The following is a 23,379-nucleotide window of genomic DNA, read 5'->3' as shown; positions in this document are numbered from 1 at the left end:
AAAAAAGGCACTCTGTGGACCAGGAGACTATCGAAACAAGGGTCGATGGCATGACCAACATCCGCGTCACCCGCACCGCGCAGATTCCCGATCCACTGCGGGTCCAGCGCTATCAGAAGGCCCCCGAGCTGGGCCCGCCGCTTCTCTTCTTCAGCGGCGGTTCGGCACTCAACGGCCTGTCCCGTCGCCTGCAGCATTACACCCACAATTCGATCCACCTGGTCACGCCCTTCGATTCCGGCGGCAGCTCGGCCAAGCTGCGCGAGGCCTTCGCCATGCCGGCCATCGGCGACCTGCGCAGCCGGCTGATGGCGCTGGCCGATGATTCCATCCTGGGGCACCCGGAAGTCTACCGGCTGTTCACCCACCGGCTGTCCGCGGAGGCCAGCCAGGCCACGCTGCTGGCCACCCTGGACGAGCTGATTGCCGGCCGCCATTCACTGGCGGCGGACATCCCCAACCCCATGCGGCGGTTGATCTGCAATCAGCTCGGCTTCTTCCGCGAGGCCATGCCCGAGGACTTCGATCTGCGTGGCGCCAGCATCGGCAACCTGATCCTGGCCGGCGGCTACCTGAACAACCATCAGCAGCTCGACCAGATCATCTTCCTGTTCTCCAAGCTGGTGCATGTACGCGGCACGGTGCGCGCCGTGGTCAACAAGGACTATCACCTGGCGGTCACCCTCGCGGATGGTCGCCAGGTGGTCGGCCAGCACCGCATCACCGGCAAGGAAGTCGCCCCCTTGAACTCCCCCATCGCCCACCTGGCGCTCTCCGCCAGTCGCGATGAATTCGTTCCCGTCAGCGCCGGCCTGCGCAAGAAGAACCGCCGTCTGATCGCCTCCGCGGAACTGATCTGCTACCCGCCGGGCAGCTTCTACTCCAGTCTGCTGGCCAACCTGATGCCGGAAGGCGTCGGCCGGGCCGTGCATGCCAACCCCTGCCCCAAGGTCTTCATCCCCAACTCGAGCCCCGACCCGGAATTGACCGGCATCGACCTGGCGCAGCAGATCACCATCCTGCTCGACACCCTGCGCCGCGATGTCGGCGCGGACTGTCCGGCCCATGAACTGCTGGACTTCGTGCTCCTCGACAGCCGCCACGGTGACTACACCGGCTCGCTGTCCACTGATTTCGTCGAGTCGCTGGGTATCACCCTGATCGACACCCGGCTGGTCAAGGACGCTTCGGCCTCGCGCTACGACCCGGACCTGCTGGCGACCGCCCTGCTGTCCCTGGTCTGAGAGGCCGGCGGTCCCGCGACCGGCTCCGCTCTGTTACGCTCGCCCTTTATTCAAGAGCGGATAGCAGACGTCATGGCAGGCAACTCCAGCAAGCGGCGCCCCTATCAGGTGGCGGAGACCATCAAGGACTGGATCGTCGAGCAGCAGCTCAAGCCCGGCGACCGTCTGCCCGGCGAGGCAGAGCTGATGGCACAACTCGGGGTATCGAAAGGCACGGTGCGCGAAAGCACCCGCGTGCTGGAGGCCCAGGGGCTGGTGAAAACGCGCACCGGCCCCGGCGGCGGCGCCTTCGTGAGCGCCATGAGCGAGTCCCGGGCCATCTCGCTGATGAGCCATTACCTGTTCTTCCAGGATATCTCGATCCACGACATCTACCAGATTCGCCTGGCCCTGGAGCCGGGGCTCGCGGCCTCGCTGGCGGGTCGTGTCGGCGCGGATGACATGGCACGCCTGCGCGCCAGCCTGCACAGTTATGCCCACACGGCCTGTGATGCCGAAGAGGAGCGCCAGCAGCACATCGACTCGCTGGACTTTCACCTCATGCTCGCCGAGCTATCCGGCGGCAATCCGCTGCTGAGCTTCATCATCCGCTTCACCACCCAGATCCTCTCGGACCTGACGATCTATCGTCGCCTCTACGAACCGGCCACCCATGACCTGGGCACGACCGGCTGCCGCTACCACGCCGATATCCTCGACGCCATCGAGGCCGGTGATGCCGAGCAGGCCCGGCGCATCATGCACGAGCACCTGGAATCGGCGTTGACGGTCATGAACCGCCAGGAGGCGCAGGTGCGTCGGGGTTTCCTGTCAGAAGCTTAAAAAGCACATCCGCCACGATCAACGTCAAACTCGTTCGCGCATGCCCTGCAGGAAGGCCATGATGACGCGCGTCGCGGCATCGGCGTCATCGGCGGTGATCGCCTCGTCGGGGTGGTGGCTGAGGCCGTCGCGGCAACGCACGAACAACATGCCGATATCGGTCAGGTCGTGCATCGCCAGGCCATCATGCCCGGCGCCGCTGAACAGGCGCTCGGCCGGTTGGCCGCAGGCGGCGCTCGCCGTCTCCAGCGCCTCGATCATCCAGTCCGCGCAGTCCACCGCCTCGGCGCTGTAGGTCTGCTCCAGGTCGAGCGCCAGCCCACGCTGCTCGGCGATCCCGGTGAACGCGGATAACAGGCGATCGCGGCCGGCCTTGCGGACCTCGGGATCGGGGGAGCGCAGCTCCAGGGTGAAGGTCACCTCGGCGGGGATGACATTGACCGCATTGGGCCGCACCTCGAGCTTGCCAACCACGCCGACCAGGTCATCGGTGGCGTTGAGCACTCGGTCGGCCTCCACCACCATGGCCGAGGCACCGACCAGCGCATCGCGGCGGCCCGGCATGGGCGTGGTGCCGGCATGCCCGGCCTTGCCGGTTAGCGTGACGCGATGCCGCTCGATGCCGGTCAACGCGGTGACCACGCCCACGGCATGATCACGCTGCTCGAGTACCGGCCCCTGCTCGATATGCACCTCGCAGAAACCCAACACCCGCTCGGGGTCCCGGGCCAGGGCCGGGATGGCATCGGGGTTACCGCCGAAATCGCGCAGCGCCTCGGCCAGGCTCACGCCCTCGGCATCCGTGGCCTCAAGGCTCTGGGCGTCCAGAGTGCCGGCCAGGGCGCGGCTGCCGATCAGCGTCGACTGGAAGCGTGTGCCCTCCTCGTCGCCGAAGGCCACGACCTGAACGCCATAGGGCAGCTCGATCCCCTGCTCGCGCAGCGCCTTGAGTGCCATCAGCGGCAGGGCCACGCCCAGCATGCCATCGTACTTGCCGCCCTCGACGACCGTGTCCTGGTGGGAGCCCAGGATCAGCGTCGGTTCACCGGCCGCTGCCCGCGGGCAACTGCCGACCAGGGTGCCGGCGGCATCCAGCTCGGGTTCCAGACCGGCCTCACGCATCCAGCCGCGGATCAACTCGAGCACCGTCTGATGCTCCCGGCTGCAGAACAGCCGGGTCACTCCCGGCCCGGGCAGGGAGTGTTCGCCGGCGGCATCCAGCCAGGCCAGCAGCTCATGCCCCAGTCGGGCATCTTGCTCATGCATCGACATCATCATCTCCAGACCGGGCCCCGGCCATCGGCGACCGGGGCGCGGCAAGCATTGTCGTGATACCGGCGGCGAGCCGACATCAGTGGTGAGGCAGGGAGCCCAGGAAGGCCTGAAAATCCGCGGCCTCGACGCGCCCGGCCAGGGCACGCATCTCGGCCACCGGATCGACATCGGCCCAGTCCAGGCGCAGGTCGATCGGCGCCGTGTGGAATGACTCGATGCGCAGGGCCACCGAGCGACAGCCACGGACATCGCCGCCGGCGGCCAGCCCGGCCTCCAGGGCATCGATCAGGGCGCCGAGCAGGGCGCTGTCGTGGTGGTCGCGAAACACCGGGGAGCGACCTTCGGCCAGCACCGCCTGCGGGTCATCACAGGTCGCGGCCAGAAAGGCCTCGACCATGGCCCCGGCCACGCGATCATTGGCCAGCATGTTGCCGGCCGCCGCCACACCCGGGTAAAGCGCGGCGGACAGGGCCGGCTGGTTGGCCGTGCCGGTGTGCAGTTCCGCCCGGCCGGAGGCCTCCATCACCAGGCACTGGCGCCTGGCGGCATCGGCATCCGCCGCGGTGACGTCGTCCAGCACCTGCCGAGCGCTCAGACCGCCCTCGAGCCCCCGTCGGATGGTTTCCGGATACCAGGGGTTGGTGGCCAGCCCCTGGGTGGCACAGGCCCCGGTGCCCCGCCAGCAGTGGTTGACGTAGCCGCCCACCGCCACGCTACCGGTGGCGGCGAGACAGGCGGAGGTCCCTGTCTCGGGGTTCACGTGCACCAGCGACAGCGTCATGCTCAGTAGCCCACCAGATGGCCGATGATCAGACCACCCCAGCACAGCAGGTAGACCATGGCCATGAACGGCATGATGGCCTTGAGCCACTGCGCATAGGAGACCCGCCCGAGTGCCAGCATGGCCAGGGTCCCGCCGGAGGTCGGCACGATCAGGTTGGTCAGGCCGTCGCCCACCTGGAAGGCGGTGATCATCAGCTGGCGGCTCATGCCCACCAGGTCGGCCACCGGCACCAGGATCGGCATGGTCACCAGCGCCTGACCGGACCCGGACGGCACGAAGAGGTTGATCACGCCCTGGACGACACTCGCCATGACCGCGGCGAACATGATCGGAATGCCCTCGATCAGGCTGCTCAAGGAGTTGACGATGGTGTCGATGATCTGCGCCTGCTCGAGGATCACCTGAATCGACGCCGCCACCCCGATGACCAGCGCACCGGCGGTAACCCCCGCCGCGCCTTCCATCATCTGCTTGACGATGCCGTTGGCGCCGAGGCCATTGATGGCGCCGATGACAATCGCCAGCAGCAGGAAGATGCCGGCAATCTCGTTGATGTACCAGCCGGACATGAAGACACCGAACAGCATGGCCACCAGACCGCCGACGAAGACGCCCAGGGTCAGCCAGTCGCGCTTGCTCATGCGATAGTCACTCAGCTGCTTGCTGAGCGTCTCGGCATGTGGCGATTCCTCGAAGTCCATGCGCGTGACGCGCTTGCAGATATACAGCGACAGCAGAGACAGCGAGGTGACCACCAGCAGGGTACGCAACCAGGCGCCGGAGAAGGTCGGCAACTCGGCGATGCCCTGCGCCACGCCCACGGTATAGGGGTTGATCGGTGACAGCGCGAAGCCGACGCCGATGCCACCGACGGCCATGGCCGTGCCCACCAGGCTCGAGCAGCCGATGGCACTGGCGATCAGCACGGCGATCGGCACCAGGGCGATGTTGTTCTCGAAGCCCACGGCGACGCCGAAGAAGCCGTAGATGAAGGTGCCCACGGTGATGATCAGGTTGCGCCGCTGCACGCCGACGCGCCGCACCGCCACGCCGATGGCATTCTCCAGCGCCCCGCTCTTCTGCAGGATGTGGAAGAGCCCACCGGCGATGAAGACGATGAACAGATACTGCGAGGCCGAGATCAGCCCCTTGGGAATGGCCACGAAGATGTCGAAGGGATGGATGGCCGCCACATCCTTCAGATACTGGAAGGAATCCGGCACCACGGCGGTACGGCCATCGCGCATCACGCGCTCGAACTCGCCGGCCGGTATGAAGTAGGTCAGCACATAGGTGGCGACCAGGATCAGGAAGATCAGCACCATGGGGTCGGGGACCGTCCGGTACCACGGCTTGCGCGCCTGCTGCGCCTGGGCTTGTTGGTTCATGACGTTGTCCTTGTTATGAGTCAGACAGGGGTTGGATGAAGGGTCGAAAGCGGCATACCGAACGGCCAGGACAAGGCCTCGGGCGAATCGCCCCACACCGAAGCCAATTTATCATGATAAATTGGCGGGTCAATAGCGCCAGCCAGGCGCTGCATGCCGCGCTTCACGCATCGCCCGATGCCTCGAGCTCCTCGATGATGAACGCCTCCATGGCCTTGGCAGCCGGCGAGAGACTGGTCAGCCCAGCTCGACATCGCCGCTGACCACCAATAGCCGGACAAAATCCGCACAGGCTGAACCTCATCAGCCGGCTGAATAATCCATGAGTCGCGGTTCTCACGACTCATGCCCCCGTATCACCGGGACCGGTTGATACGCAGCCCATGCCGCCGCAGCTTCCTCACCACGCTGGGCTGGCTGATGCCGAGGCTCTCGGCGATGGCATAGGTCGAAGCCGCCTCGCGGCAGAGCCCGGCCAGGATATCCCGCTCGGTGCGTGCCAGGGCGGCCTGGAGTGTCTCGCCCTCGGCCAGACCACGGCGTCCGGAAGGTGCCTCCTCCGCCGGCGCCACGACCCGCTCAACGCCCCCTGTCTTTTCGGCCTCTTCCCGGGGCCGGATCACATCTTCGCCCGCCGAGAGCCAGGCCCGTTCCAGCCAGTTCTCGAGTTCACGCACGTTGCCGGGCCACTCCTGGCCCATCAGCATCTGCCAGGCATCCCGGGCAATGATCTTGTCGCGACCATAGCGTGTATTGAGTCGCTGCAGGTGGCGCTCGACCAGCCCGGGAATGTCCTCACGCCGCTCCCGCAGCGGCGGCAGGGTCACGGGAATGACGTTGAGGCGATAATAGAGATCCAGGCGGAAGCGACCGGCCTCGACGCTACGCGCCAGATCCTGGTTGGTGGCCACCACCAGACGAAAGTCGACACGCCTCGCTCGCGTGTCGCCAAGCCGCGTGATGAAGCCGTCCTGGATCACCTTGAGCAGCTTGGCCTGCATCGGCAACGGCAGCTCGCCGACCTCGTCCAGGAACAGCGTGCCGCCCTCGGCCTGCTCCATCAGTCCCGCCTTGCCACCCGGCGCAGCGCCACTGAAGGCCCCCTGCCGATAGCCGAACATCTCGGATTCGAAGAGACTCTCGGGGATCGCCCCGCAATTGACATCGACGAAGGGCCCCGCCTGCCGAGGACTCCAGCGGTGCAGTTGCCGTGCGAAAGCGGTCTTGCCGACCCCCGACTCCCCGAGCATCAACACCGTGGCATCCGTCGGCGCCACCCGCTTGAGCAACAGCGCGACCTCACGCATCAGCCCGCTGCGAGCCTCCAGATCCGACAACTCGATCTCGCCGCCGGCCTCTTCACCGCCACCTCGCCTCAGATGCTCGTTGAAACGTCGCTGCAGCAGTGCATATTCCTCCTGCAGCAGTTGCAGGTCGGTGAGGTCCATCGAGCGGCTGACCACGGCAATGAGCTTGCCGGCATCGAATACCGGATGCGCCTGGGCGATGACCCGCCGCCCCGTGCTGGTTATCTGCGCCACCTGAGCCGGCTCGCCGGTCCGCATGACTTCCAGACTGACCGATGGTCGCAACACCCCCTCGGCTTCCAGCGCCTGGACCGTGGTGCGGCACAGGTCCTCACGGGACATGCCGTATACCGCCGCCGCGGCCGGACTGACATCGCGTATTCGTCCATCGGCCTCGACCACGAAGAAATGATCATGGGCGGTTTCGATGATGGTGCGCAGGGTCTGAGAGTCGATATCACTCATGGGACTGATTCATTTTCGGATCATTGATACAGAAGTGTATCACGCCGACGCCTCATGTGATTCATTCATGAATCACTGACTTATATAACTAACTGAAAAACAAGAAAACCAACTCCTGGCACATTTCCTGCTTGAACCTGAGGACAATCACCACGACTCGGGAAGACCACCATGAGCCATTTCAACCAGCCCCTCGGCGGCAACGAGATGCCGCGCTTCGGCGGCCCTTCCACCATGATGCGCCTGCCCACCCAGGACGACGCCGCCGGCCTGGATGCCGCCTTCCTCGGCATCCCCATGGACATCGGCACCTCGAACCGTCCCGGGACGCGCCTCGGGCCGCGCCAGATCCGCGACGAGTCGCGCATGCTGCGGCCCTACAACATGGCGACCCGCGCCGCCCCCTTCGACAGCCTGCAGGTGGCCGACATCGGCGACGTACCGATCAACACCTTCAACCTGCCCAAGAACCTCGACATCATCACGCGCCACTATGACGCCGTGCTCGCCCGGGACTGCGTGCCGCTGACCCTGGGCGGCGACCACACCCTGACCTGGCCCGTGCTGCGCGCCATCGCCAGGAAACACGGGCCGGTCGGGCTGATTCATATCGACGCCCACGCCGACATCAACGAGCAGATGTTCGGCGAGGAGGTCGCTCACGGCTGCCCCTTCCGCCGTGCCCAGGAAGAGGGCCTGCTGGACAGCAACCGCGTCGTCCAGATCGGCCTGCGCGGCACCGGCTATGCGGCCGACGATTTCGACTGGTGCCGCGAGCAGGGTTTCCGCGTCGTCACCGCCGAGGAGTGCTGGTACAAGTCGCTGGCGCCCCTGATGGCCGAGGTTCGCGAACAGATGGGCGACCGCCCGGTCTATATCTCCTTCGACATCGACGGCCTGGATCCCTCGGTGGCCCCGGGCACCGGCACCGTCGAGATGGGCGGCCTGACCGCCCAGCAGGGACTCGAGATCGTGCGCGGCGCCCAGGGGCTCAACGTGGTCGGCGGCGACCTGGTCGAGGTGGCGCCGCCCTACGACACCAGCGGCAACACCGCACTGATGGGCGCCACTCTGCTCTACGAGATGCTGTGCGTGCTGCCCGGCGTCCAGCATCGCGACTGACACCCGACCGTACCTGCCCGGCACTGCGGCCGGGCATCCCCATTACAACGCCAAACAGGGTTTCACCATGTCTTCCTCTCTCGACTCCAAACCGAATACCGCAGCAGGCGGCGCCCCTCTGGGCAAGGCCGGCCTGCTCAAGTTCCTCGTGCCCTCCTTGATCGGCATCGGCATGTTCCTGGTGCCCTTCTCCACGGGCGACACCATCAACATCGGCATGGGCCTTCTTGCCGACGGCCTCAAGGCGTTGCTCGGCGACGCCCTGCCCGCCATCGCCACGGTCGTGCTGTGCGCTTCGGCGCTATTGACGCTGCTGGTCAAGTTCACCAAGCCGGGCTGGGCCCGGGATAACGCCCTGGGGGAGCTGTTCGACGTGGCGCCTCTATGGATGGCGATGCGCCTGTTGGGTGCCGTCTTCGCGTTGATGACCTTCTTCCAGGTCGGGCCGGGCGTGATCACCGCCTCCTTCACCGGCGGGGTGATGCTCAACGACCTGGCGCCGGTTCTGCTGACCTTCTTCTTCTTTGCCGCTCTGCTGCTGCCTTTCCTGGTCGACTTCGGCTTCATGGAGTTCATCGGCAGCCTGGTGCGCACGCCCTTTCGCAAGATTTTCGGCCTGCCGGGCCGCAGCGCCATCGACGCCACCGCTTCCTGGATGGGCTCGGGCACCGTGGGCGTGCTGATCACCACCCAGCAATACGAACAGGGCTACTACAACCGGCGTGAAGCCTCGGCGATCGCCACCAACTTCTCGATCGTCTCCATCGCCTTCGCCCTGCTGGTGACCAGTTTCATCGGCATCAACCACCTCTTCATTCCCTTCTACCTGACGGTCGTGGTGGCCGGCCTGGTCGCCGCGGTGATCGTGCCGCGCCTGCCGCCTCTGTCACGCAAGCCGAACACCTACTACGAGCCGGCGGGTTGTCAGATCGCCGAGGAACGTACCGGCTCCGCCGGCCTGCTGCGCTACAGCCTCGGCATGGCCGTCGCCCGGGCAGAGAAGGCGCCCGGGGCGCGCCAACTGCTGCGCCGCGCGCTGTTCAACGTCGCCGACATCTTCTTCGGCCTGCTGCCGCTGGTGATCGCCATCGGCACAGTGGCCCTGGTGCTCGCCGAGTTCACGCCGCTGTTCACCTGGTTGTCGTACCCCATGGTGCCGATCCTCGAGTGGATGCGCGTGCCCGAAGCCGCGGCCGCCGCGCCGGCCACCCTGGTGGGCTTCGCCGACATGTTCCTGCCGGCGGTGCTGGCCAGCGACATCGAGAGCGAGCTGACCCGCTTCGTGATCGCCTGCCTGTCGCTGACCCAGCTGATCTACATGTCCGAGATCGGCGCCCTGCTGCTGAAGTCCAGGATTCCGCTCAAGCTCTGGGAGCTGGTGGTCATCTTCCTGCTGCGTACCGCCATCACCCTGCCGATCATCGTGGTCATGGGCCACTGGCTGGTCGGCTGAGGAGCCCTTTCATGAATGATGCCACCCGACATGACATGACCTGCGCCGAATTGCTGATCCGCCTGCTGCGCGATACCTACCAGGCGGATACCATCTTCGGCATCCCGGGCGTGCACACCGTGGAGCTCTACCGCGGCCTGCACGACAGCGGCCTGCGCCACATCACGCCGCGCCACGAGCAAGGTGCCGGCTTCATGGCCGACGGCTATGCCCGGGCCACCGGCAAGCCCGGGGTCTGTTTCATCATCACCGGGCCGGGAATGACCAACATCGCCACCGCCATGGGTCAGGCACTGGCCGATTCCGTGCCCATGCTGGTGATCTCCAGCGTCAATCGCCGCGACACCCTGGGGCGCGGTCAGGGACGGCTCCACGAGCTACCCTGCCAGCAGCAATTGCTGGCCGGCGTCTCGCGCTTCAGCCACACCCTGCTCGATCCCGAGGGGCTGCCGGAAGCCCTGGCGCGGGCCTTCGCAGTGTTCGACAGCCGTCGGCCCGGCCCGGTGCATATCGAGATACCCATCGACCTCTTCAATGCTCCGGTGACACCCCCCACACATTGGCAACGCCTGCGTCCGTCGCCCCCGGCGCCCGCTACCACCGCCATCCGCGAGGCCGCCACCTGGCTGCGCGAGGCCGAACGCCCGCTGGTGCTGCTGGGCGGCGGCTGCGTGGATGCCGCCGACGCGGCCCGTCGGCTGGTCGAGGGCCTCGATGCCCCTACCGTCACCACCATCAACGCCAAGGGGCTGCTGGGCCGCGACCATCCCTTGGACCTCGGGGCCAATGCCTCACTGCCGGCGGTGCGCCGTCTGGCCAACGAGGCCGATGTGATACTCGCCGTCGGCACCGAGCTCGGCGAAACCGACTACGACGTGGTGTTCGACGGTGGCTTCGCGCTCTCCGGCCGACTGATCCGTATCGATATCGATGCCGAGCAACTGGCCCGCAACCAGCACGCTGCTCTGGCCATCTGCGCCGATGCCGGCCTGGCCTTGAACGCTCTGGCGCCTCATTTCCCGGAACGACTCGAGCGCCGGGGCACCGAGCGTACCCGTGACGCCCTGGATGCCCTCGACCTGCCCCGGGACCCCGCCTTTGCCGATTATGCGCCGCTGTTCGCGACGCTGGCCGAGGCCTTGCCCGAGGCGATTCTGGTCGGCGACTCCTGCGCCACCACCTATGCCGCCAATCATCTTGTGTCACAGCCCGCGCCCCGGCGCTTCTTCAACGCCTCCACCGGCTACGGCACCCTCGGCTACGGACTGCCGGCGGCGATGGGGGCGCAGCTCGCCCGTCCCGACCTGCCGGTCATCTCGCTGGTCGGTGACGGCGGCATCATGTTCACCCTCCCCGAACTGGCCTGTGCCGTGGAAGAGCGGCTGCCACTGGTGATCCTGCTGTGGCATAACCAGGGCTACGAGGAGATTCGTCGTTTCATGGACGATGCCGGCGTCGAGCGACTCGGGGTGGACCTCCGCTCCCCGGATTTCCAGATGCTGGCGGCAGGCTTCGGCTGCGCCGCCACACGAGTCGCCACTCCCGACGAGCTGACCCGTGCCCTGGCCACCCGGCCGGCCGACGGCCCCTTGCTGATCGAGGTCGACGCCGCCGCCTGGGCCGACACCATCGCCCACGCTTGATCCCGGATTCGGAGCTTTACCGTGCAACGACTGACCAAGCAGTTCATCGATAACCACTGGGTCGAGAGCCAGGGCCAACGCCGCCTGGCGGTGACCGATCCTTACCAGCAACGGCAGATCGCCGAGGTCACTGTCGGCGACCCGGCCGATGTGGATGCCGCGGTGACCGCCGCCCGGCGGGCCCAACCGGTCTGGCAGGCGCTCGGGGGCGATGGCCGTGCGCCCTATCTCGAGGCCATGGCTACACATCTGGAACAGCGACGCGAGGCGCTGATGCGGCTCTCGTCCACCAACAACGGCAAGGCATTGGCCGAAACCGCCATCGACCTGGACGATGCCATCGCCTGCTATCGCTACTATGCCGGCCAGGCCCGGGCCCTGGAAGCTCGTCAGGGACGCCCGGTGGAACACGGCATGGAGGGCGTCACGGCACGCACCTACGAGGACCCGGCCGGCGTGGTCGGACTAATCACGCCCTGGAATTTCCCGCTCGTGACCAGCGCCTGGAAGATTGCCCCGGCACTGGCCGCCGGCTGCACCGTGGTCTTCAAGCCCTCGGAAATCACTCCGTTGCCCGAGCAGGCCCTGGCCGAGATCGCCGAGGCCATCGACCTGCCTGCCGGCGTGCTCAACCTGGTGCACGGCGACGGCGAGGGCATCGGCGCCCCGCTCACCGCGCATCCTGGCATCGACAAGCTGTCCTTCACCGGCAGCAACGCGGTGGGCGAGAAGGTGATGCGTGCCGCCGCCGACGGAGTACGCGGCGTTTCCCTGGAGCTTGGCGGCAAATCGCCGATCCTGGTGCTCGACGATGCCGAAGTGGAACAGGCCGCCGATTGGGTGATGGCCGGCATCTACTTCAACAGCGGCCAGATCTGCTCGGCCACCTCGCGGCTGCTCGTCCACCATTCGCTGGCCGATGCCCTGTACGACGCCCTGGGGCGGCGCATCGACGCCATTCGCCTGGGCGACCCCCTGAGCGACGACACCGACATGGGGCCCATGACCAGCGCCCGCCAGCGACAGAGCGTCGAAGGTTATCTGGATATCGCCGCCGACGAAGGGCTGGTCGCGGTACGCGACGCCCGGCATCGCGCCTTGCCGGATCAGGGCGAGTTCATCGCGCCGACGCTGTATCGAGACGTGCCCACCGACAGCCGGCTGTGGCGCGAGGAAATCTTCGGCCCGGTACTCTGCGCGCGCAGTGTCGAGAGCGAAGCGGAAGCCATAGAACTGGCCAACGACTCCGACTTCGGGCTCGCCGCCACCGTCATTGCCGGCGACACCGAACGTGCCCGCCGCATCGGCCGCGCCCTACGCGCCGGCAGCATCTGGATCAACAGCGAGCAGCTGGTGATGCCGGAAGTTGGCTGGGGCGGTTTCAAGCACAGCGGCATCGGCCGCGAACTCGGCCCCTGGGGGCTTGCCGCCTACCTGGAGGTCAAGCACCTGATCGGGCCGGCATGATGGAGCCCAAACGGCCGAACCGGGTGGGCTGGTTCGGCCGTATCTCGTCACCTGACGGTGATCGACGCTGTTCGGTCAGGACGGGAAGGCGAACTGCGAGCCTTCGCGCACGCCGGAGGAGGGCCAGCGCTGGGTGATGGTCTTGCGCTTGGTGTAGAAGCGCACGGCGTCCGGGCCGTAGGCGGCGAGGTCGCCGAACAGTGAGCGCTTCCAGCCGCCGAAGCTGTGGTAGGAGACCGGCACCGGCAGCGGCACGTTGATGCCGACCATGCCGACCTGGATGCGGTCGCTGAAGTAGCGCGCCGCCTCGCCGTCGCGGGTGTAGATGCAGGTGCCGTTGCCGTATTCGTGATCGTCGATCAACTGCATGGCCTCTTCCATGGAGCGGGCGCGCACCACCAGCAGCACCGGGCCGAAGATTTCTTCCTGGTAGCAGGTCATCTCGGGGGTGACGTTGTCGATCAGGGTGCCGCCGACGTAGAAGCCGTTTTCGTGGCCCGGCACCTGTACGCCGCGACCATCGACCACGATGCTGGCGCCCTGCTGCTCGGCGCTGTCGATATAGCCGCAGACCTTCTCCTGATGGGCCCGGGTGATCACCGGGCCGAAGTCGTTGTCGGCATCGTGGTAGGGGCCGACCTTGAGCGAGGGCATCTGCGCCTTGAGCTTGTCGATCATGGCGTCGGCGGCATCATCGCCCACGGCGACGGCCACGGAGAGCGCCATGCAACGCTCGCCGGAGGAGCCGAAGGCCGCGCCGGTCAGCGAATTGGCCACGTTGTCCATGTCGGCATCGGGCATCACGATGGCATGGTTCTTGGCGCCACCCAGGGCCTGGCAGCGCTTGCCGTTGGCGCTGGCGCGGGTGTAGATGGCCTCGGCGATGGGCGTCGAGCCGACGAAACTGACGGCCTGCACGCGGGCATCGTCGAGCAGGGTGTCGACGGCTTCCTTGTCACCATTGACGACGTTGAGCACGCCGGCGGGGAGACCGGCTTCCAGCGCCAGCTCGGCGATGTAGAGCACTGCGCTCGGGTCGCGCTCGGAGGGCTTGAGCACGAAGGTGTTGCCGCAGGCGATGGCCATCGGGTACATCCACAGCGGCACCATGGCCGGGAAGTTGAACGGTGTGATGCCGGCCACCACGCCCAGTGGCTGGAACTCGCTCCAGGCATCGATGCCCGGGCCGGTGTTCTTGCTGTGTTCGCCCTTGAGCAGCTCCGGTGCGCCGCAGGCATACTCGACGTTCTCGATGCCGCGCTGCAGCTCGCCCTTGGCGTCGTGAACGATCTTGCCGTGCTCCTGGCCGATCAGCCGGGCGATCTCGTCGGCGTTCTGCTCCAGTAGTTGCTTGAAGTTGAACATCACCCGGGCGCGCTTGGCGGGTGGTGTATCACGCCAGGCCGGGAAGGCGGCCTCGGCGGCGGCGATGGCGTCCTCGACGGTGGCCTTGCTGGCCAGGCTCACCCGGCTACCGACCTCGCCGGTGGAGGGGTTGAAGATATCCTGGTGGCGCCCTTCGCCGGCGACGCGTGAGCCGTTGATCAGATGGCCGAGTGTGGTCATGGGTGTCCTCGTTAGAAGAAGTAAGAAGTAAGAAGTCAGTCAGATGAGCGCCGGGGACAAGTCGCAGCGAGGGTCATCCGCCATGAATGGCGGATGTAGCGCCCATGGAAGGGTTCACAGCGCCCTCGCGGAGGCTTGTCGACGGGCAAGCTCATCACCGCAAGGCAGATAGCGCGCATCTGGGCGGGCGTCGCCTGATTCAATCCTGCTCACCGAGTGCGTCGCCCAGTGCGTTGATGAGCCGGTCGATTTCCTCGCGTTCGACGATGAACGGCAAGCCGAGCTGGATGGTGTCGCCGCCGTAGCGCACATAGAAGCCTTTCTCCCAGCACTTCATGGCGATCTCGAAGGGGCGTCGTGCCGGTTCTCCGGGATAGGGCTCGATCTGCAGGGCGCCGGCCAGGCCATAGTTGCGGATGTCGCTGACATGAGGCGAGCCCTTGAGGCCGTGCAGCGCCTCTTCAAAGACCGGGCTCATCTCGCGCACCCGTTCGATCAGGCGGTCGTTCTCGAGCACGTCCAGCGCGGCCATGGCGGCGGCACAGGCCACCGGGTGACCCGAGTAGGTGTAGCCGTGGGGCAGCTCGAGCATGTAGTCGGGGCCACCCTGCTCCATGAAGGTCTGATAGATCTCGTCGCGCACGATGACCCCGCCCATGGGCACGGCGCCGTTGGTCAGCTGCTTGGCGACGTTGAGGATGTCCGGCACCACGCCGAACTCCTCGGCGCCGGTCATCGCCCCCATGCGGCCGAAGCCGGTGATGACCTCGTCGAAGATCAGCAGGATGTCGTGCTGATCGCAGATCGCGCGCAGGCGCTCGAGGTAGCCCTTGGGTGGCGGGATAACCCCGGCCGAGCCGGCCAGCGGTTCGACGATCACCGCGGCGATGTTCGAGGCATCGTGCAGGGCGATCAGCTCCAGCAGTTCATCGGCCTGGTCGGCACCGCGCTCGGGCATGCCCCGCGTGAAGGCATTGTCCCTGAGCAGCGTGTGCGGCAGGTGATCGGCGTCGACGCCCTGACCGAAGAGCACGCGATTGGCACCGATGCCGCCCAGGCTGATACCGCCGAAGTTGACGCCATGATAGCCCTTGGAGCGGCCGATCAGCTTGGTCTTGCCCGGTTTGCCTTTCTTGCGCCAGTAGGCGCGCGCGATCTTCAGCGAAGTATCGGCACTCTCGGAGCCGGAGCCGGTAAAGAAGGTGTAGTTCAGGTCCGCCGGCATCAGGCCACGCAGACGATGCGCCAGCTCGAAGGCTCTGGGGTGGCCGAACTGGAAGGCCGGTGAGTAATCCAGCTCGCCCAGCTGACGGCTGACGGCCTCGGTGATCTCCGGGCGACAGTGCCCGGCACCGCAGGTCCAGAGGCCGGAGAGGCCATCATAGATGCGTCGTCCCTCGGCATCCTTCAGGTAAGAGCCCTCGGCGCCGACGATGATCCGCGGATCGCGCTTGAACTGGCGGTTGCCGGTATAGGGCATCCAGTAGGCATCGAGTTGCTCGGCGCTGAGACCGCCCAGCGCAGCGTGGTGACCTGACATGTCGTTCCTGCCCGTTGTGGTTGGAAGGGGATGTCCTGTTGTCAGGCTAGTCGTCGCCCATAAGCCATTAAATCTGTATGTATTGAATCTCGTGTAAGCATCCGGTTAACTTTTAGCCTGGCCTATGTCCCTCGAAGGGTGAGATGTCATGTCGCGACAGCGTGAAGCACTGGCCGGTCAGGTCAGCGATGCCGACCTGCGCCTGCTGCGCATCTATCGCAAGGTAGTGGAGTGCGGCGGCTTCTCCGCGGCGGAGGTGGAACTGAACATCAGCCGTGCCGCCATCAGCATGGCCATGAGTGACCTGGAGACCCGGCTCGGCCTGCGGCTCTGCCAGCGCGGGCGCAGCGGCTTCGCGCTGACCGATGAGGGCGCCGAGGTGTATGAGGCGACACTGCAGTTGCTGGCCTCGACGGAAGGCTTTCGCACCCGGATCAACGGCCTGCATGCCCGCCTCAAGGGCGAGCTGAACATCGGCATCACCGACAATCTGGTGACCATGCCCGAGATGCTGATCACCGATGCCCTGAGTGCGCTCAAGGAGCGCGGCCCGGATGTGCACATCAATATCCGCATGATTCCGCCCAACGACATCGAGTTGGCCGTGCTCGATGGGCGCCTGCACACCGGGGTGATCCCCAGCCTCAAGCCCCTGCCCGGCCTGCACTACCGCCCGCTCTACGCCGAGGAATCACGCCTCTACTGTGCTGCCGGGCATGCGCTGTTCGAGGCCGAGAGCGTTACCGCCGCCGAGCTCGCCGAACACGACGCGGTGCTCCCGGCCTATGCCCAGACATCGGCCATCAAGGCCATGCATGAGCCGCTCAAGGCCGCCGCCTCGGCCACCGACCGCGAGGGCATCGCCTTTCTCATCCTCTCCGGCCGCTACCTCGGCTACCTGCCGACCCACTATGCCGAGCGCTGGGTGCGGGATGGCCGCATGCGCGCCCTGGATGCCCATCACTGGCACTATCTGACGCATTACAGCGCCATCACCCGCAAGGGGGCACCGCCCAACCTGGTGCTGGAGCGTTATCTCGAGGAGCTGGAACGCCTGGCGGCCTGACGACTGATCCCTGGATGGACGCCCCCTCTCGACCCATTTGCCACTAAAGCGCAAAATTGGTGTAAAACAGATTAATCTGTTAGCCGGTTAAGCACCGGTCGTCGGCATGTCCCGTCACGACCAGATAACTATCCGGATAATACCCCCATAGCATGGAGCCAACATGAGTCCTCATCCCGCGCTGCCCAACCCCGGCCTCGGCACCTACCGCCTGGAAGGCGAAACCGTGCGCAACATGATCCATACCGCCCTGAAGCTTGGCTATCGGCACATCGACACGGCCCAGTTCTACGGCAACGAGGCCGATGTCGGCGCCGCCATTGCCGAAAGCGACGTGCCGCGCGACGAGATCTTCGTGACCACCAAGGTCTGGCACGACCGCCTCCAGCCGGACGACCTCAAGGCCAGTGTCGACGAGAGCCTGGAACGGCTCGGCATGGATGCGGTCGACCTGCTGCTGATCCACTGGCCCTCGCCCGGCGACGAGGTCCCCATGAACGATTACATGCTGGCCCTGCGTGACGTCCAGCAGGCCGGCAAGACGCAGCATATCGGAGTGTCGAACTTCACCCGCGCCCAGGTCGACCAGGCACTCGACATCCTCGGCGCGGATACCCTGCTGACCAATCAGATCGAGGTTCACCCCTTCCTGCAGAACCGCAACCTGGTGGCTCACTGCCAGAGTCACGACATTGCCGTGACGGCCTTCATGCCGCTGGCCGTCGGCAAGGTCATGGAGGATGCGACCCTGCAGCAGATCGCCGCCGTCCATGATGCCACCCCGGCGCAGATCGCCATTGCCTGGCTCAACCAGCTGGAGATCGTGACCTTCCCGTCCTCCACCAAGGAAGCCAACCTCAAGCGCAACATCGAGGCCCTGGACATCATCCTGAGCAACGAGGAAATGGCCGAGATCGCCACCCTGGATCGCGGCGAGCGCATCGCCAACCCGAGCATTGCCCCGGACTGGGACCAGTAACCCCGGTGGCAGACGAGGCGGCCCGAGGCATCAGGGGCCGCCATCGACCTCAGCTCAGGTCGCGCCGCTTGCGGGCCTTGTTGCGGCGGTAGAGGCGCGCCACGGCGAGACACAGCGCCGCGACGACCATGGCGGCCAGGGTCCAGCCCTGCCAGGGGCGCGCCGCATCGCCCATCAGGGTCTCCAGGGTGATGATGAGGATGAAGCCGATCGCCTGACTGGCGATGGCCAGGGCGCGAAGGGTATCGAAGGACTCTCTTGCCATGCGTGCTCCTGCTGGATGACAGCCCCGCCCACCGGCAGTAGGCTTGGCAGACGAACGCGACAAGTGTAACCGGTCCGGCGCGACGCGCCGACCCTTGACCCGGAAACCCGAGCCACATCATGGAAGCCATTGCCCTGGGGCCCGTACTGGTACCGCTGCCCCGCCTCTACGCGCTCGCCGTCACCCTGCTGCTGTTGCTGCTCAGCGCCTTCTTGCTGGGGCTTCCCCGCCAGCGCCATGTGCGCTGGTTCAACGGCCTGGTCATCGTCTGGCTGGTGGCGGCGCGGCTCGGCCATGTGGCCCTGAACCTGGAGGCCTATGCCCAGGCGCCCTGGGATATCCTCAAGCTCTGGCTACCCGGTTTTCATGGCGTGATCGGCCTGCTGGCGGCCCTGGCCTGGACCCTGTGGTCACTGCGCGATCGGCTCGCGGCCCTGCTCGGCGCCACCGGCCTGACCCTCGGCGCCGCCCTGATGTGGCTGGCACTGACGGCCTGGTCCCCGCTGGGTGGCGGCATGGCCATGCGCCAGCTGCCCGCGCTCAGCCTGGAGAACCTGCAGGGCGAGACGGTCGAACTGGACTCGATACGCGACGAGCATGTGCTGGTCAATCTGTGGGCCACCTGGTGCCCGCCCTGCCGGCGCGAGATGCCGCTGCTCGAAAAGGCCGACCGGCGTGACGACGTCACCGTGGTGGTGGTCAATCAGGGCGAGGACCTGATGCCGGTGGTGCGTTATCTCGACGCCCAGGGGCTGGCCTTCGAGCACGCCCTGCTCGACCCGCGCCAGTCGCTGATGGTCCGGAGCGACGCCCAGGGCCTGCCGGCCACCCTGCTGTTCGATGACCAGGGCCGGGCCGTGACCCAGCATGTCGGCGAATTGACGCCGGCGATCCTGAACGACTGGCTGGCCGACGACTAGACCGGCAAAAGGCTTAAGCCGCGCCCCGCTTTGCTGTAAGATACCGCGCCCTGTATATCGCGGCCCTGTCCCATTCATCGCGGCCGCGACGCGAGACATGATCCCTAGCATCCCGAGGCACCATGAGCGACTTCTCTCCCGGCCAGCGCTGGATCAGCGACGGCGAGGCCGAACTCGGCCTGGGCACCATCCTCAATTGCGACAACCGCAGTGTCACCGTGCTGTTCGGCGCCAGCCAGGAAACCCGCACCTACAGTAGCCGACAGGCCCCGCTGACCCGAGTGGTCTTCGGCAGCGGCGATCGCATCCAGTCCACCGAGGGCTGGCAGATGATCGTCGACGACAGCAAGGAATCCGGGGGGCTGATCACCTATATCGGCGAGGATGCCGCGGGAGATCCCTGCGAGCTGCCCGAGGCCAAGCTCGCCGACACCATGCAGTTCGACCAGGCACGCGACCGCCTGCTGACCGGCCAGGTCGACCGCAATGACTGGTTCGACCTGCGCTTCCGGACCCTGCACCACCATCATCGCATCGAACAGAACCCGGCGCTGGGGCTGGCCGGCCCGCGGGTCGACCTGATACCGCATCAGCTGTACATCGCCGACGAGGTCGCCCGTCGTGCCTCGCCGCGCGTCCTGCTGGCCGATGAAGTCGGCCTGGGCAAGACCATCGAGGCCGGCCTGATCCTGCATCGCCTGCTGCTGACCGGGCGGGCCGAACGCGCCCTCATCCTGGTGCCCGACAGCCTGACCCACCAGTGGCTGGTCGAGCTGCTGCGACGCTTCTCGCTGGAAGTCACCCTGCTCGATGAGCAGCAGTGCAGCGCGCATGGCGAGACCAACCCCTTCGAGGCCGGCCAGTTGATCCTGGCCAGCCAGGACTGGCTGTTCGCCGACCCGCACCGCCAGTCCCAGGCCGACGCCTGTGACTGGGACCTGCTGATCGTCGACGAAGCCCACCACCTCGAATGGTCCGAGTCGGCGGTCGGCCCGGGCTATGCCTGTGTCGAGCGCCTGGCCGCCCATGTACCGGGCCTGCTGCTGCTGACCGCCACGCCCGAGCAGATGGGCCAGCAGAGTCACTTCTCGCGGCTGCGTCTGCTCGACCCGGACCGCTACCATAGCCTGGCCGACTTCCAGGAAGAGGAACGCCACTACGTCGAGGTCGCCGAGGCCATCGATGCCCTGGAGCGCCTGCCCGGCCAGCCCGAGGACACGCAGCGGGTCGCCGCCGTGATCGACGAGGACGACAGCCAGGCCCTGCTCGACACCCTGGCCGACGCACAGAGCGATGCCGCCCAGCGCGACGCTTCGCGGCATCAGCTGCGCGACCAGCTGCTCGACCGCCACGGCACCGGGCGGGTCATGTTCCGCAACAGCCGACGCCATGTCGGCGGCTTTCCCGAGCGCCGCCTGCATGTCGAACGTCTCGAGCCACCCGCCGCCTATCGTCGCGTGCTGCGCCGGCTGGAACGTGACGAGGACTACCTCGACGAGCTGCTCATCGAGAGCGGCCTGGATCATCCCGAGGTGCTGGTCTACCTGGACCTGATGTACCAGGCCATGGCCGACGACCCGCTGAATGCCGAGCCCTGGTGGCAGATCGACCCGCGCGTGACCTGGCTGCTCGAGCGCCTGACCGAGCTGGGTAACGACAAGGTGCTGGTGATCGCCCATGATCGCGATACCGCCGCCGGCCTGTCCGAGGCCCTGCGCGTGCTGGGCGGCCTGCATGCCCCGGTCTTTCACGAGGGGCTGACGCTGCTCGAACGCGACCGTGCCGCGGCCGCCTTTGCCGACACCGAGGACGGCTGCCAGGTGCTGGTGTGCTCGGAGATCGGCTCGGAAGGCCGCAACTTCCAGTTCTGCCATCACCTGGTGATGTTCGACCTGCCGCTGCATCCGGACCAGCTCGAACAGCGCATCGGACGCCTGGACCGGATCGGCCAGCGCCACCCGATCGACATGCATGTGCCGGTCTTCGCGGACAGCCCCGGCGAGCGCCTGCTGCGCTGGTATCGGGACGGCATGGATGCCTTCAGTGCCCCGCATGGCCTGGGCAGCGATCTCTACGCCGCCTTCGGCGATGCCCTGGCCGATGCACTGCTCGACCCCGAGGCGCTGAGCGAGGTCATCGACGAGACCCGCAGCTTCTTCGAGGCACGCCTGGCCGAGCGCGACGCGGGCCGCAACCGGCTGCTCGAGCTCAATGCCTGTCGCCAGGAACGCGCCGCCAGCGTGGCCGAGGCCATCCACGAACTGGACAATGACCGCGCCCTGCGTCGCTATATCGACCAGGCCCTGGATATCTTCGGCGTCGACAGCCAGGACCTGGGCGGCGATCTGCAGCTGTTGAGCCCCAGCCCGCAGATGCTCGATGGCCTGCCGGGCCTGGTGAAGGGCGAGGAAGGCTTCTCCGCGACCTTCTCACGCGAACGCGCCCTGGCCCGGGATGATGTGCAGCATCTCACCTGGGAGCACCCGCTGACCCGCGAGATGATGGCACGCATCCTCGACGGTCCGATGGGCAACACCGCCCTGGCCCTGCTCCGGCATCCCTCGATTCCCGCCGGGCGGGTGATGGTCGAGCTGGTCTTCCGCACCCATTGCCCCGCCCCGCGGCGGCTGCACCTCAATCGCTTCCTGCCGCCCACCGCGGTGCGCGTGCTGCTGGATGAGTCGGGCGCCAATCTCACCGACAAGATTTCCTTCACCGGCCTGTCGAAGAACCTGCAAAAGGTCAAGAAGGCGGCCGCGCGCGACCTGATCAAGAGCCGCCACGGCCAGTTGCGGGAGCTGCTCGACAGCGCCGAACAGGAAGCCGAGCGTGAACTGCCGAGCATCGTCGAAGCCGCCCAGCAGCGCATGCGCACCAGCCTCGACGCCGAACTGGCGCGTCTGGAAGCCCTGGCGCGGCGCAACCCCTCGGTGCGCGACGAAGAAGTGAGCGCACTGCGCGACGAACGCGACACCCTGGAGACGGCCATCGAGGCGACCCGGCTGCGCCTCGACGCGGTGCGCGTGATCGTCACCGTGGACCAGGAGTCACGCTGACCCGGCCGCGCGCGGGGCGCTCGCGGCAGCACGCGAGCGCCCCTGTCAGGCCGCGCCGATGATGTCGTCCAGTGCCTTGTCGAGGGTCGGGTAGTCGAACTCGAAGCCCGCCTGTTCCAGGCGCCGGGGACGCATGTCGGCGCCGGTCAACAGCAGCCGTGACATCTCGCCGAGCATGACCTCCAGCACCTTGGAGGGCACCGGCATCAGGGCGGGACGCTTGAGATGCTGTGCCAGCTGCCGAGTGAACTCGGCATTGGTCACCGGATGCGGGGCGCTGCCGTTGAAGGCGCCCTGCTGCTCGTCATGCTCGAGCAGGAAGGCGATCATGCGCACCAGATCGTGACGATGCACCCAGGGCATGAACTGTTCACCATGGCCGAGCCGCCCGCCCAGGCCCAGGCGGAAGGCCGGCAGCATCTTCTGCAGGGTGCCGCCATGGGCGTCGAGCACCAGGCCGATGCGTAGGATCGCCAGCCGGGTGCCGAACTCGGTGACCCCCTGGGCGGCCTCTTCCCAGCGCCGGCACAGGCGATGGGCGAACTCGTCGTGCGGCGCCGTGTCCTCGTCGACCTCGTGCTCTTCCTGATCACCGTAATAGCCCATGGCCGAGGCGGAGACCAGCACGTGGGGTGCATCCCCGGTATGCGAGAGCTGCTCGCAGAGCCTGACCAGTTCATGCGTCGTCTCGAGCCGGGAATCGACCAGGCGCTCCTTCTGGGCATCGCTCCAGCGCTTGCCGGCGATCGGTTCGCCGGCCAGGTTGACGATGGCATCCGGCGGCGTATCGACGAAATCCAGCGCGGAACGCCGGATATCGGTCCCGCTCGGCAGCAGCGTGCGCGCTCGCTCGGGAGATCGCGACGCCACCATTGGCCGGTGGCCGGCTTCCTTCAACAGCGGACACAGGGCCTGGCCCACGAAACCGCTACCGCCGGTGATCAATACACGCATGACGTTCTCCTTGCTGGAGCTGTGTTATACAACGGTTATACACCTTTGCTAGTCTGCATGGCA

General features: G+C 66.6%; 18 protein-coding genes. 10 read left to right on the top strand and 8 right to left on the bottom strand.

The genetic code is table 11. From position 1 onward, the window contains the following. Positions 1-50: 50 nt before the first annotated feature. Positions 51-1,244 (top strand): GAK system CofD-like protein, encoded by a 1,194-nt coding sequence (locus QWY79_RS07655; protein WP_290271514.1) that lies wholly within the window; start codon positions 51-53, stop codon positions 1,242-1,244. Between the two features lie 72 nt (positions 1,245-1,316). Next, complete coding sequence (locus QWY79_RS07650; RefSeq protein ID WP_141320732.1) at positions 1,317-2,066, top strand: FadR/GntR family transcriptional regulator; 750 nt, start codon at positions 1,317-1,319, stop codon at positions 2,064-2,066. Positions 2,067-2,090: 24 nt separating this feature from the next. On the opposite strand, the gene QWY79_RS07645 is transcribed toward QWY79_RS07650, so the two are convergent. The 4 genes from QWY79_RS07645 to QWY79_RS07630 all read right to left on the bottom strand — a co-directional run bounded on the left by QWY79_RS07645 (position 2,091) and on the right by QWY79_RS07630 (position 7,285). Next, positions 2,091-3,332: a M20 family metallo-hydrolase gene (locus QWY79_RS07645; RefSeq protein ID WP_290271510.1), complete on the bottom strand. Its 1,242-nt coding sequence runs from the start codon at positions 3,330-3,332 to the stop codon at positions 2,091-2,093. An 85-nt stretch (positions 3,333-3,417) separates the two neighbouring features. Then, positions 3,418-4,122: a DUF1028 domain-containing protein gene (locus QWY79_RS07640; protein WP_290271509.1), complete on the bottom strand. Its 705-nt coding sequence runs from the start codon at positions 4,120-4,122 to the stop codon at positions 3,418-3,420. Positions 4,123-4,124: 2 nt separating this feature from the next. Next, on the bottom strand, positions 4,125-5,513 hold the full coding sequence (locus QWY79_RS07635) for a YfcC family protein (RefSeq protein ID WP_290271507.1): 1,389 nt from the start codon (positions 5,511-5,513) through the stop codon (positions 4,125-4,127). Positions 5,514-5,869: 356 nt separating this feature from the next. Next, positions 5,870-7,285 carry a sigma-54 interaction domain-containing protein gene (locus QWY79_RS07630; RefSeq protein ID WP_290271505.1) on the bottom strand — a complete coding sequence of 472 codons (1,416 nt, stop codon included), beginning with the start codon at positions 7,283-7,285 and terminating at the stop codon, positions 5,870-5,872. 171 nt (positions 7,286-7,456) lie between these two features. On the opposite strand from QWY79_RS07630, the gene speB reads away from it, so the two are divergent. The 4 genes from speB to QWY79_RS07610 all read left to right on the top strand — a co-directional run bounded on the left by speB (position 7,457) and on the right by QWY79_RS07610 (position 12,970). Then, positions 7,457-8,407 carry an agmatinase gene (gene speB / locus QWY79_RS07625; protein ID WP_290271503.1) on the top strand — a complete coding sequence of 317 codons (951 nt, stop codon included), beginning with the start codon at positions 7,457-7,459 and terminating at the stop codon, positions 8,405-8,407. A 67-nt stretch (positions 8,408-8,474) separates the two neighbouring features. After that, on the top strand, positions 8,475-9,860 hold the full coding sequence (locus QWY79_RS07620; RefSeq protein ID WP_290271501.1) for a YjiH family protein: 1,386 nt from the start codon (positions 8,475-8,477) through the stop codon (positions 9,858-9,860). Between the two features lie 11 nt (positions 9,861-9,871). Next, entirely contained in the window at positions 9,872-11,503 is a 1,632-nt protein-coding gene (locus QWY79_RS07615; protein ID WP_290271498.1) for a 5-guanidino-2-oxopentanoate decarboxylase, read from the top strand. A 21-nt stretch (positions 11,504-11,524) separates the two neighbouring features. Beyond that, positions 11,525-12,970, top strand: a complete 1,446-nt coding sequence (locus tag QWY79_RS07610) for an aldehyde dehydrogenase family protein (protein ID WP_290271496.1) — start codon at positions 11,525-11,527, stop codon at positions 12,968-12,970. Positions 12,971-13,045: 75 nt separating this feature from the next. On the opposite strand, the gene QWY79_RS07605 is transcribed toward QWY79_RS07610, so the two are convergent. Next, positions 13,046-14,536 (bottom strand): CoA-acylating methylmalonate-semialdehyde dehydrogenase, encoded by a 1,491-nt coding sequence (locus tag QWY79_RS07605; protein ID WP_290271494.1) that lies wholly within the window; start codon positions 14,534-14,536, stop codon positions 13,046-13,048. Positions 14,537-14,735: 199 nt separating this feature from the next. Then, positions 14,736-16,076: an omega-aminotransferase AptA gene (aptA, locus tag QWY79_RS07600; RefSeq protein WP_290271492.1), complete on the bottom strand. Its 1,341-nt coding sequence runs from the start codon at positions 16,074-16,076 to the stop codon at positions 14,736-14,738. 148 nt (positions 16,077-16,224) lie between these two features. Between aptA and QWY79_RS07595 the strand changes: the two genes are divergently transcribed. Together QWY79_RS07595 and dkgB are read left to right on the top strand one after the other, a co-directional pair. Further along, positions 16,225-17,142: a LysR family transcriptional regulator gene (locus QWY79_RS07595; RefSeq protein ID WP_141320775.1), complete on the top strand. Its 918-nt coding sequence runs from the start codon at positions 16,225-16,227 to the stop codon at positions 17,140-17,142. 163 nt (positions 17,143-17,305) lie between these two features. Next, the gene (gene dkgB, locus QWY79_RS07590) at positions 17,306-18,121 is read left to right on the top strand and encodes a 2,5-didehydrogluconate reductase DkgB (protein WP_290271489.1); all 816 of its coding nucleotides are present in this window, start codon (positions 17,306-17,308) and stop codon (positions 18,119-18,121) included. Between the two features lie 49 nt (positions 18,122-18,170). Here dkgB and QWY79_RS07585 read toward each other — a convergent pair whose 3' ends face one another. Then, on the bottom strand, positions 18,171-18,386 hold the full coding sequence (locus QWY79_RS07585) for a hypothetical protein (RefSeq protein ID WP_141320779.1): 216 nt from the start codon (positions 18,384-18,386) through the stop codon (positions 18,171-18,173). A gap of 119 nt (positions 18,387-18,505) precedes the next feature. On the opposite strand from QWY79_RS07585, the gene QWY79_RS07580 reads away from it, so the two are divergent. Both QWY79_RS07580 and rapA read left to right on the top strand, forming a co-directional pair. Then, positions 18,506-19,306, top strand: coding sequence for a TlpA disulfide reductase family protein (locus tag QWY79_RS07580; protein WP_290271486.1), 801 nt, complete (start codon positions 18,506-18,508; stop codon positions 19,304-19,306). A 122-nt stretch (positions 19,307-19,428) separates the two neighbouring features. Further along, entirely contained in the window at positions 19,429-22,362 is a 2,934-nt protein-coding gene (rapA, locus tag QWY79_RS07575) for an RNA polymerase-associated protein RapA (RefSeq protein WP_290271484.1), read from the top strand. Between the two features lie 45 nt (positions 22,363-22,407). Here the strand turns inward: rapA and QWY79_RS07570 are convergent, their stop codons facing one another. Next, positions 22,408-23,316, bottom strand: coding sequence for a TIGR01777 family oxidoreductase (locus QWY79_RS07570; RefSeq protein WP_290271480.1), 909 nt, complete (start codon positions 23,314-23,316; stop codon positions 22,408-22,410). Positions 23,317-23,379 lie beyond the last annotated feature (63 nt).

The sequence above is a fragment of the Halomonas sabkhae genome (genome assembly GCF_030409265.1).
Lineage (GTDB): Bacteria > Pseudomonadota > Gammaproteobacteria > Pseudomonadales > Halomonadaceae > Halomonas > Halomonas halmophila.
This window is presented reverse-complemented; position numbering and strand designations above follow the sequence as displayed.

What these genes read in the sequence shown, in the direction of transcription:
- QWY79_RS07655 (WP_290271514.1), top strand. Translation starts at nt 51, where the DNA reads ATGACCAACATCCGCGTCACCCGCACCGCGCAGATTCCCGATCCACTG.
- QWY79_RS07650 (WP_141320732.1), top strand. Translation starts at nt 1,317, where the DNA reads ATGGCAGGCAACTCCAGCAAGCGGCGCCCCTATCAGGTGGCGGAGACC.
- QWY79_RS07645 (WP_290271510.1), bottom strand. Translation starts at nt 3,332, where the DNA reads ATGCATGAGCAAGATGCCCGACTGGGGCATGAGCTGCTGGCCTGGCTG.
- QWY79_RS07640 (WP_290271509.1), bottom strand. Translation starts at nt 4,122, where the DNA reads ATGACGCTGTCGCTGGTGCACGTGAACCCCGAGACAGGGACCTCCGCC.
- QWY79_RS07635 (WP_290271507.1), bottom strand. Translation starts at nt 5,513, where the DNA reads ATGAACCAACAAGCCCAGGCGCAGCAGGCGCGCAAGCCGTGGTACCGG.
- QWY79_RS07630 (WP_290271505.1), bottom strand. Translation starts at nt 7,285, where the DNA reads ATGAGTGATATCGACTCTCAGACCCTGCGCACCATCATCGAAACCGCC.
- speB (WP_290271503.1), top strand. Translation starts at nt 7,457, where the DNA reads ATGAGCCATTTCAACCAGCCCCTCGGCGGCAACGAGATGCCGCGCTTC.
- QWY79_RS07620 (WP_290271501.1), top strand. Translation starts at nt 8,475, where the DNA reads ATGTCTTCCTCTCTCGACTCCAAACCGAATACCGCAGCAGGCGGCGCC.
- QWY79_RS07615 (WP_290271498.1), top strand. Translation starts at nt 9,872, where the DNA reads ATGAATGATGCCACCCGACATGACATGACCTGCGCCGAATTGCTGATC.
- QWY79_RS07605 (WP_290271494.1), bottom strand. Translation starts at nt 14,536, where the DNA reads ATGACCACACTCGGCCATCTGATCAACGGCTCACGCGTCGCCGGCGAA.
- aptA (WP_290271492.1), bottom strand. Translation starts at nt 16,076, where the DNA reads ATGTCAGGTCACCACGCTGCGCTGGGCGGTCTCAGCGCCGAGCAACTC.
- QWY79_RS07595 (WP_141320775.1), top strand. Translation starts at nt 16,225, where the DNA reads ATGTCGCGACAGCGTGAAGCACTGGCCGGTCAGGTCAGCGATGCCGAC.
- dkgB (WP_290271489.1), top strand. Translation starts at nt 17,306, where the DNA reads ATGAGTCCTCATCCCGCGCTGCCCAACCCCGGCCTCGGCACCTACCGC.
- QWY79_RS07585 (WP_141320779.1), bottom strand. Translation starts at nt 18,386, where the DNA reads ATGGCAAGAGAGTCCTTCGATACCCTTCGCGCCCTGGCCATCGCCAGT.
- QWY79_RS07580 (WP_290271486.1), top strand. Translation starts at nt 18,506, where the DNA reads ATGGAAGCCATTGCCCTGGGGCCCGTACTGGTACCGCTGCCCCGCCTC.
- rapA (WP_290271484.1), top strand. Translation starts at nt 19,429, where the DNA reads ATGAGCGACTTCTCTCCCGGCCAGCGCTGGATCAGCGACGGCGAGGCC.
- QWY79_RS07570 (WP_290271480.1), bottom strand. Translation starts at nt 23,316, where the DNA reads ATGCGTGTATTGATCACCGGCGGTAGCGGTTTCGTGGGCCAGGCCCTG.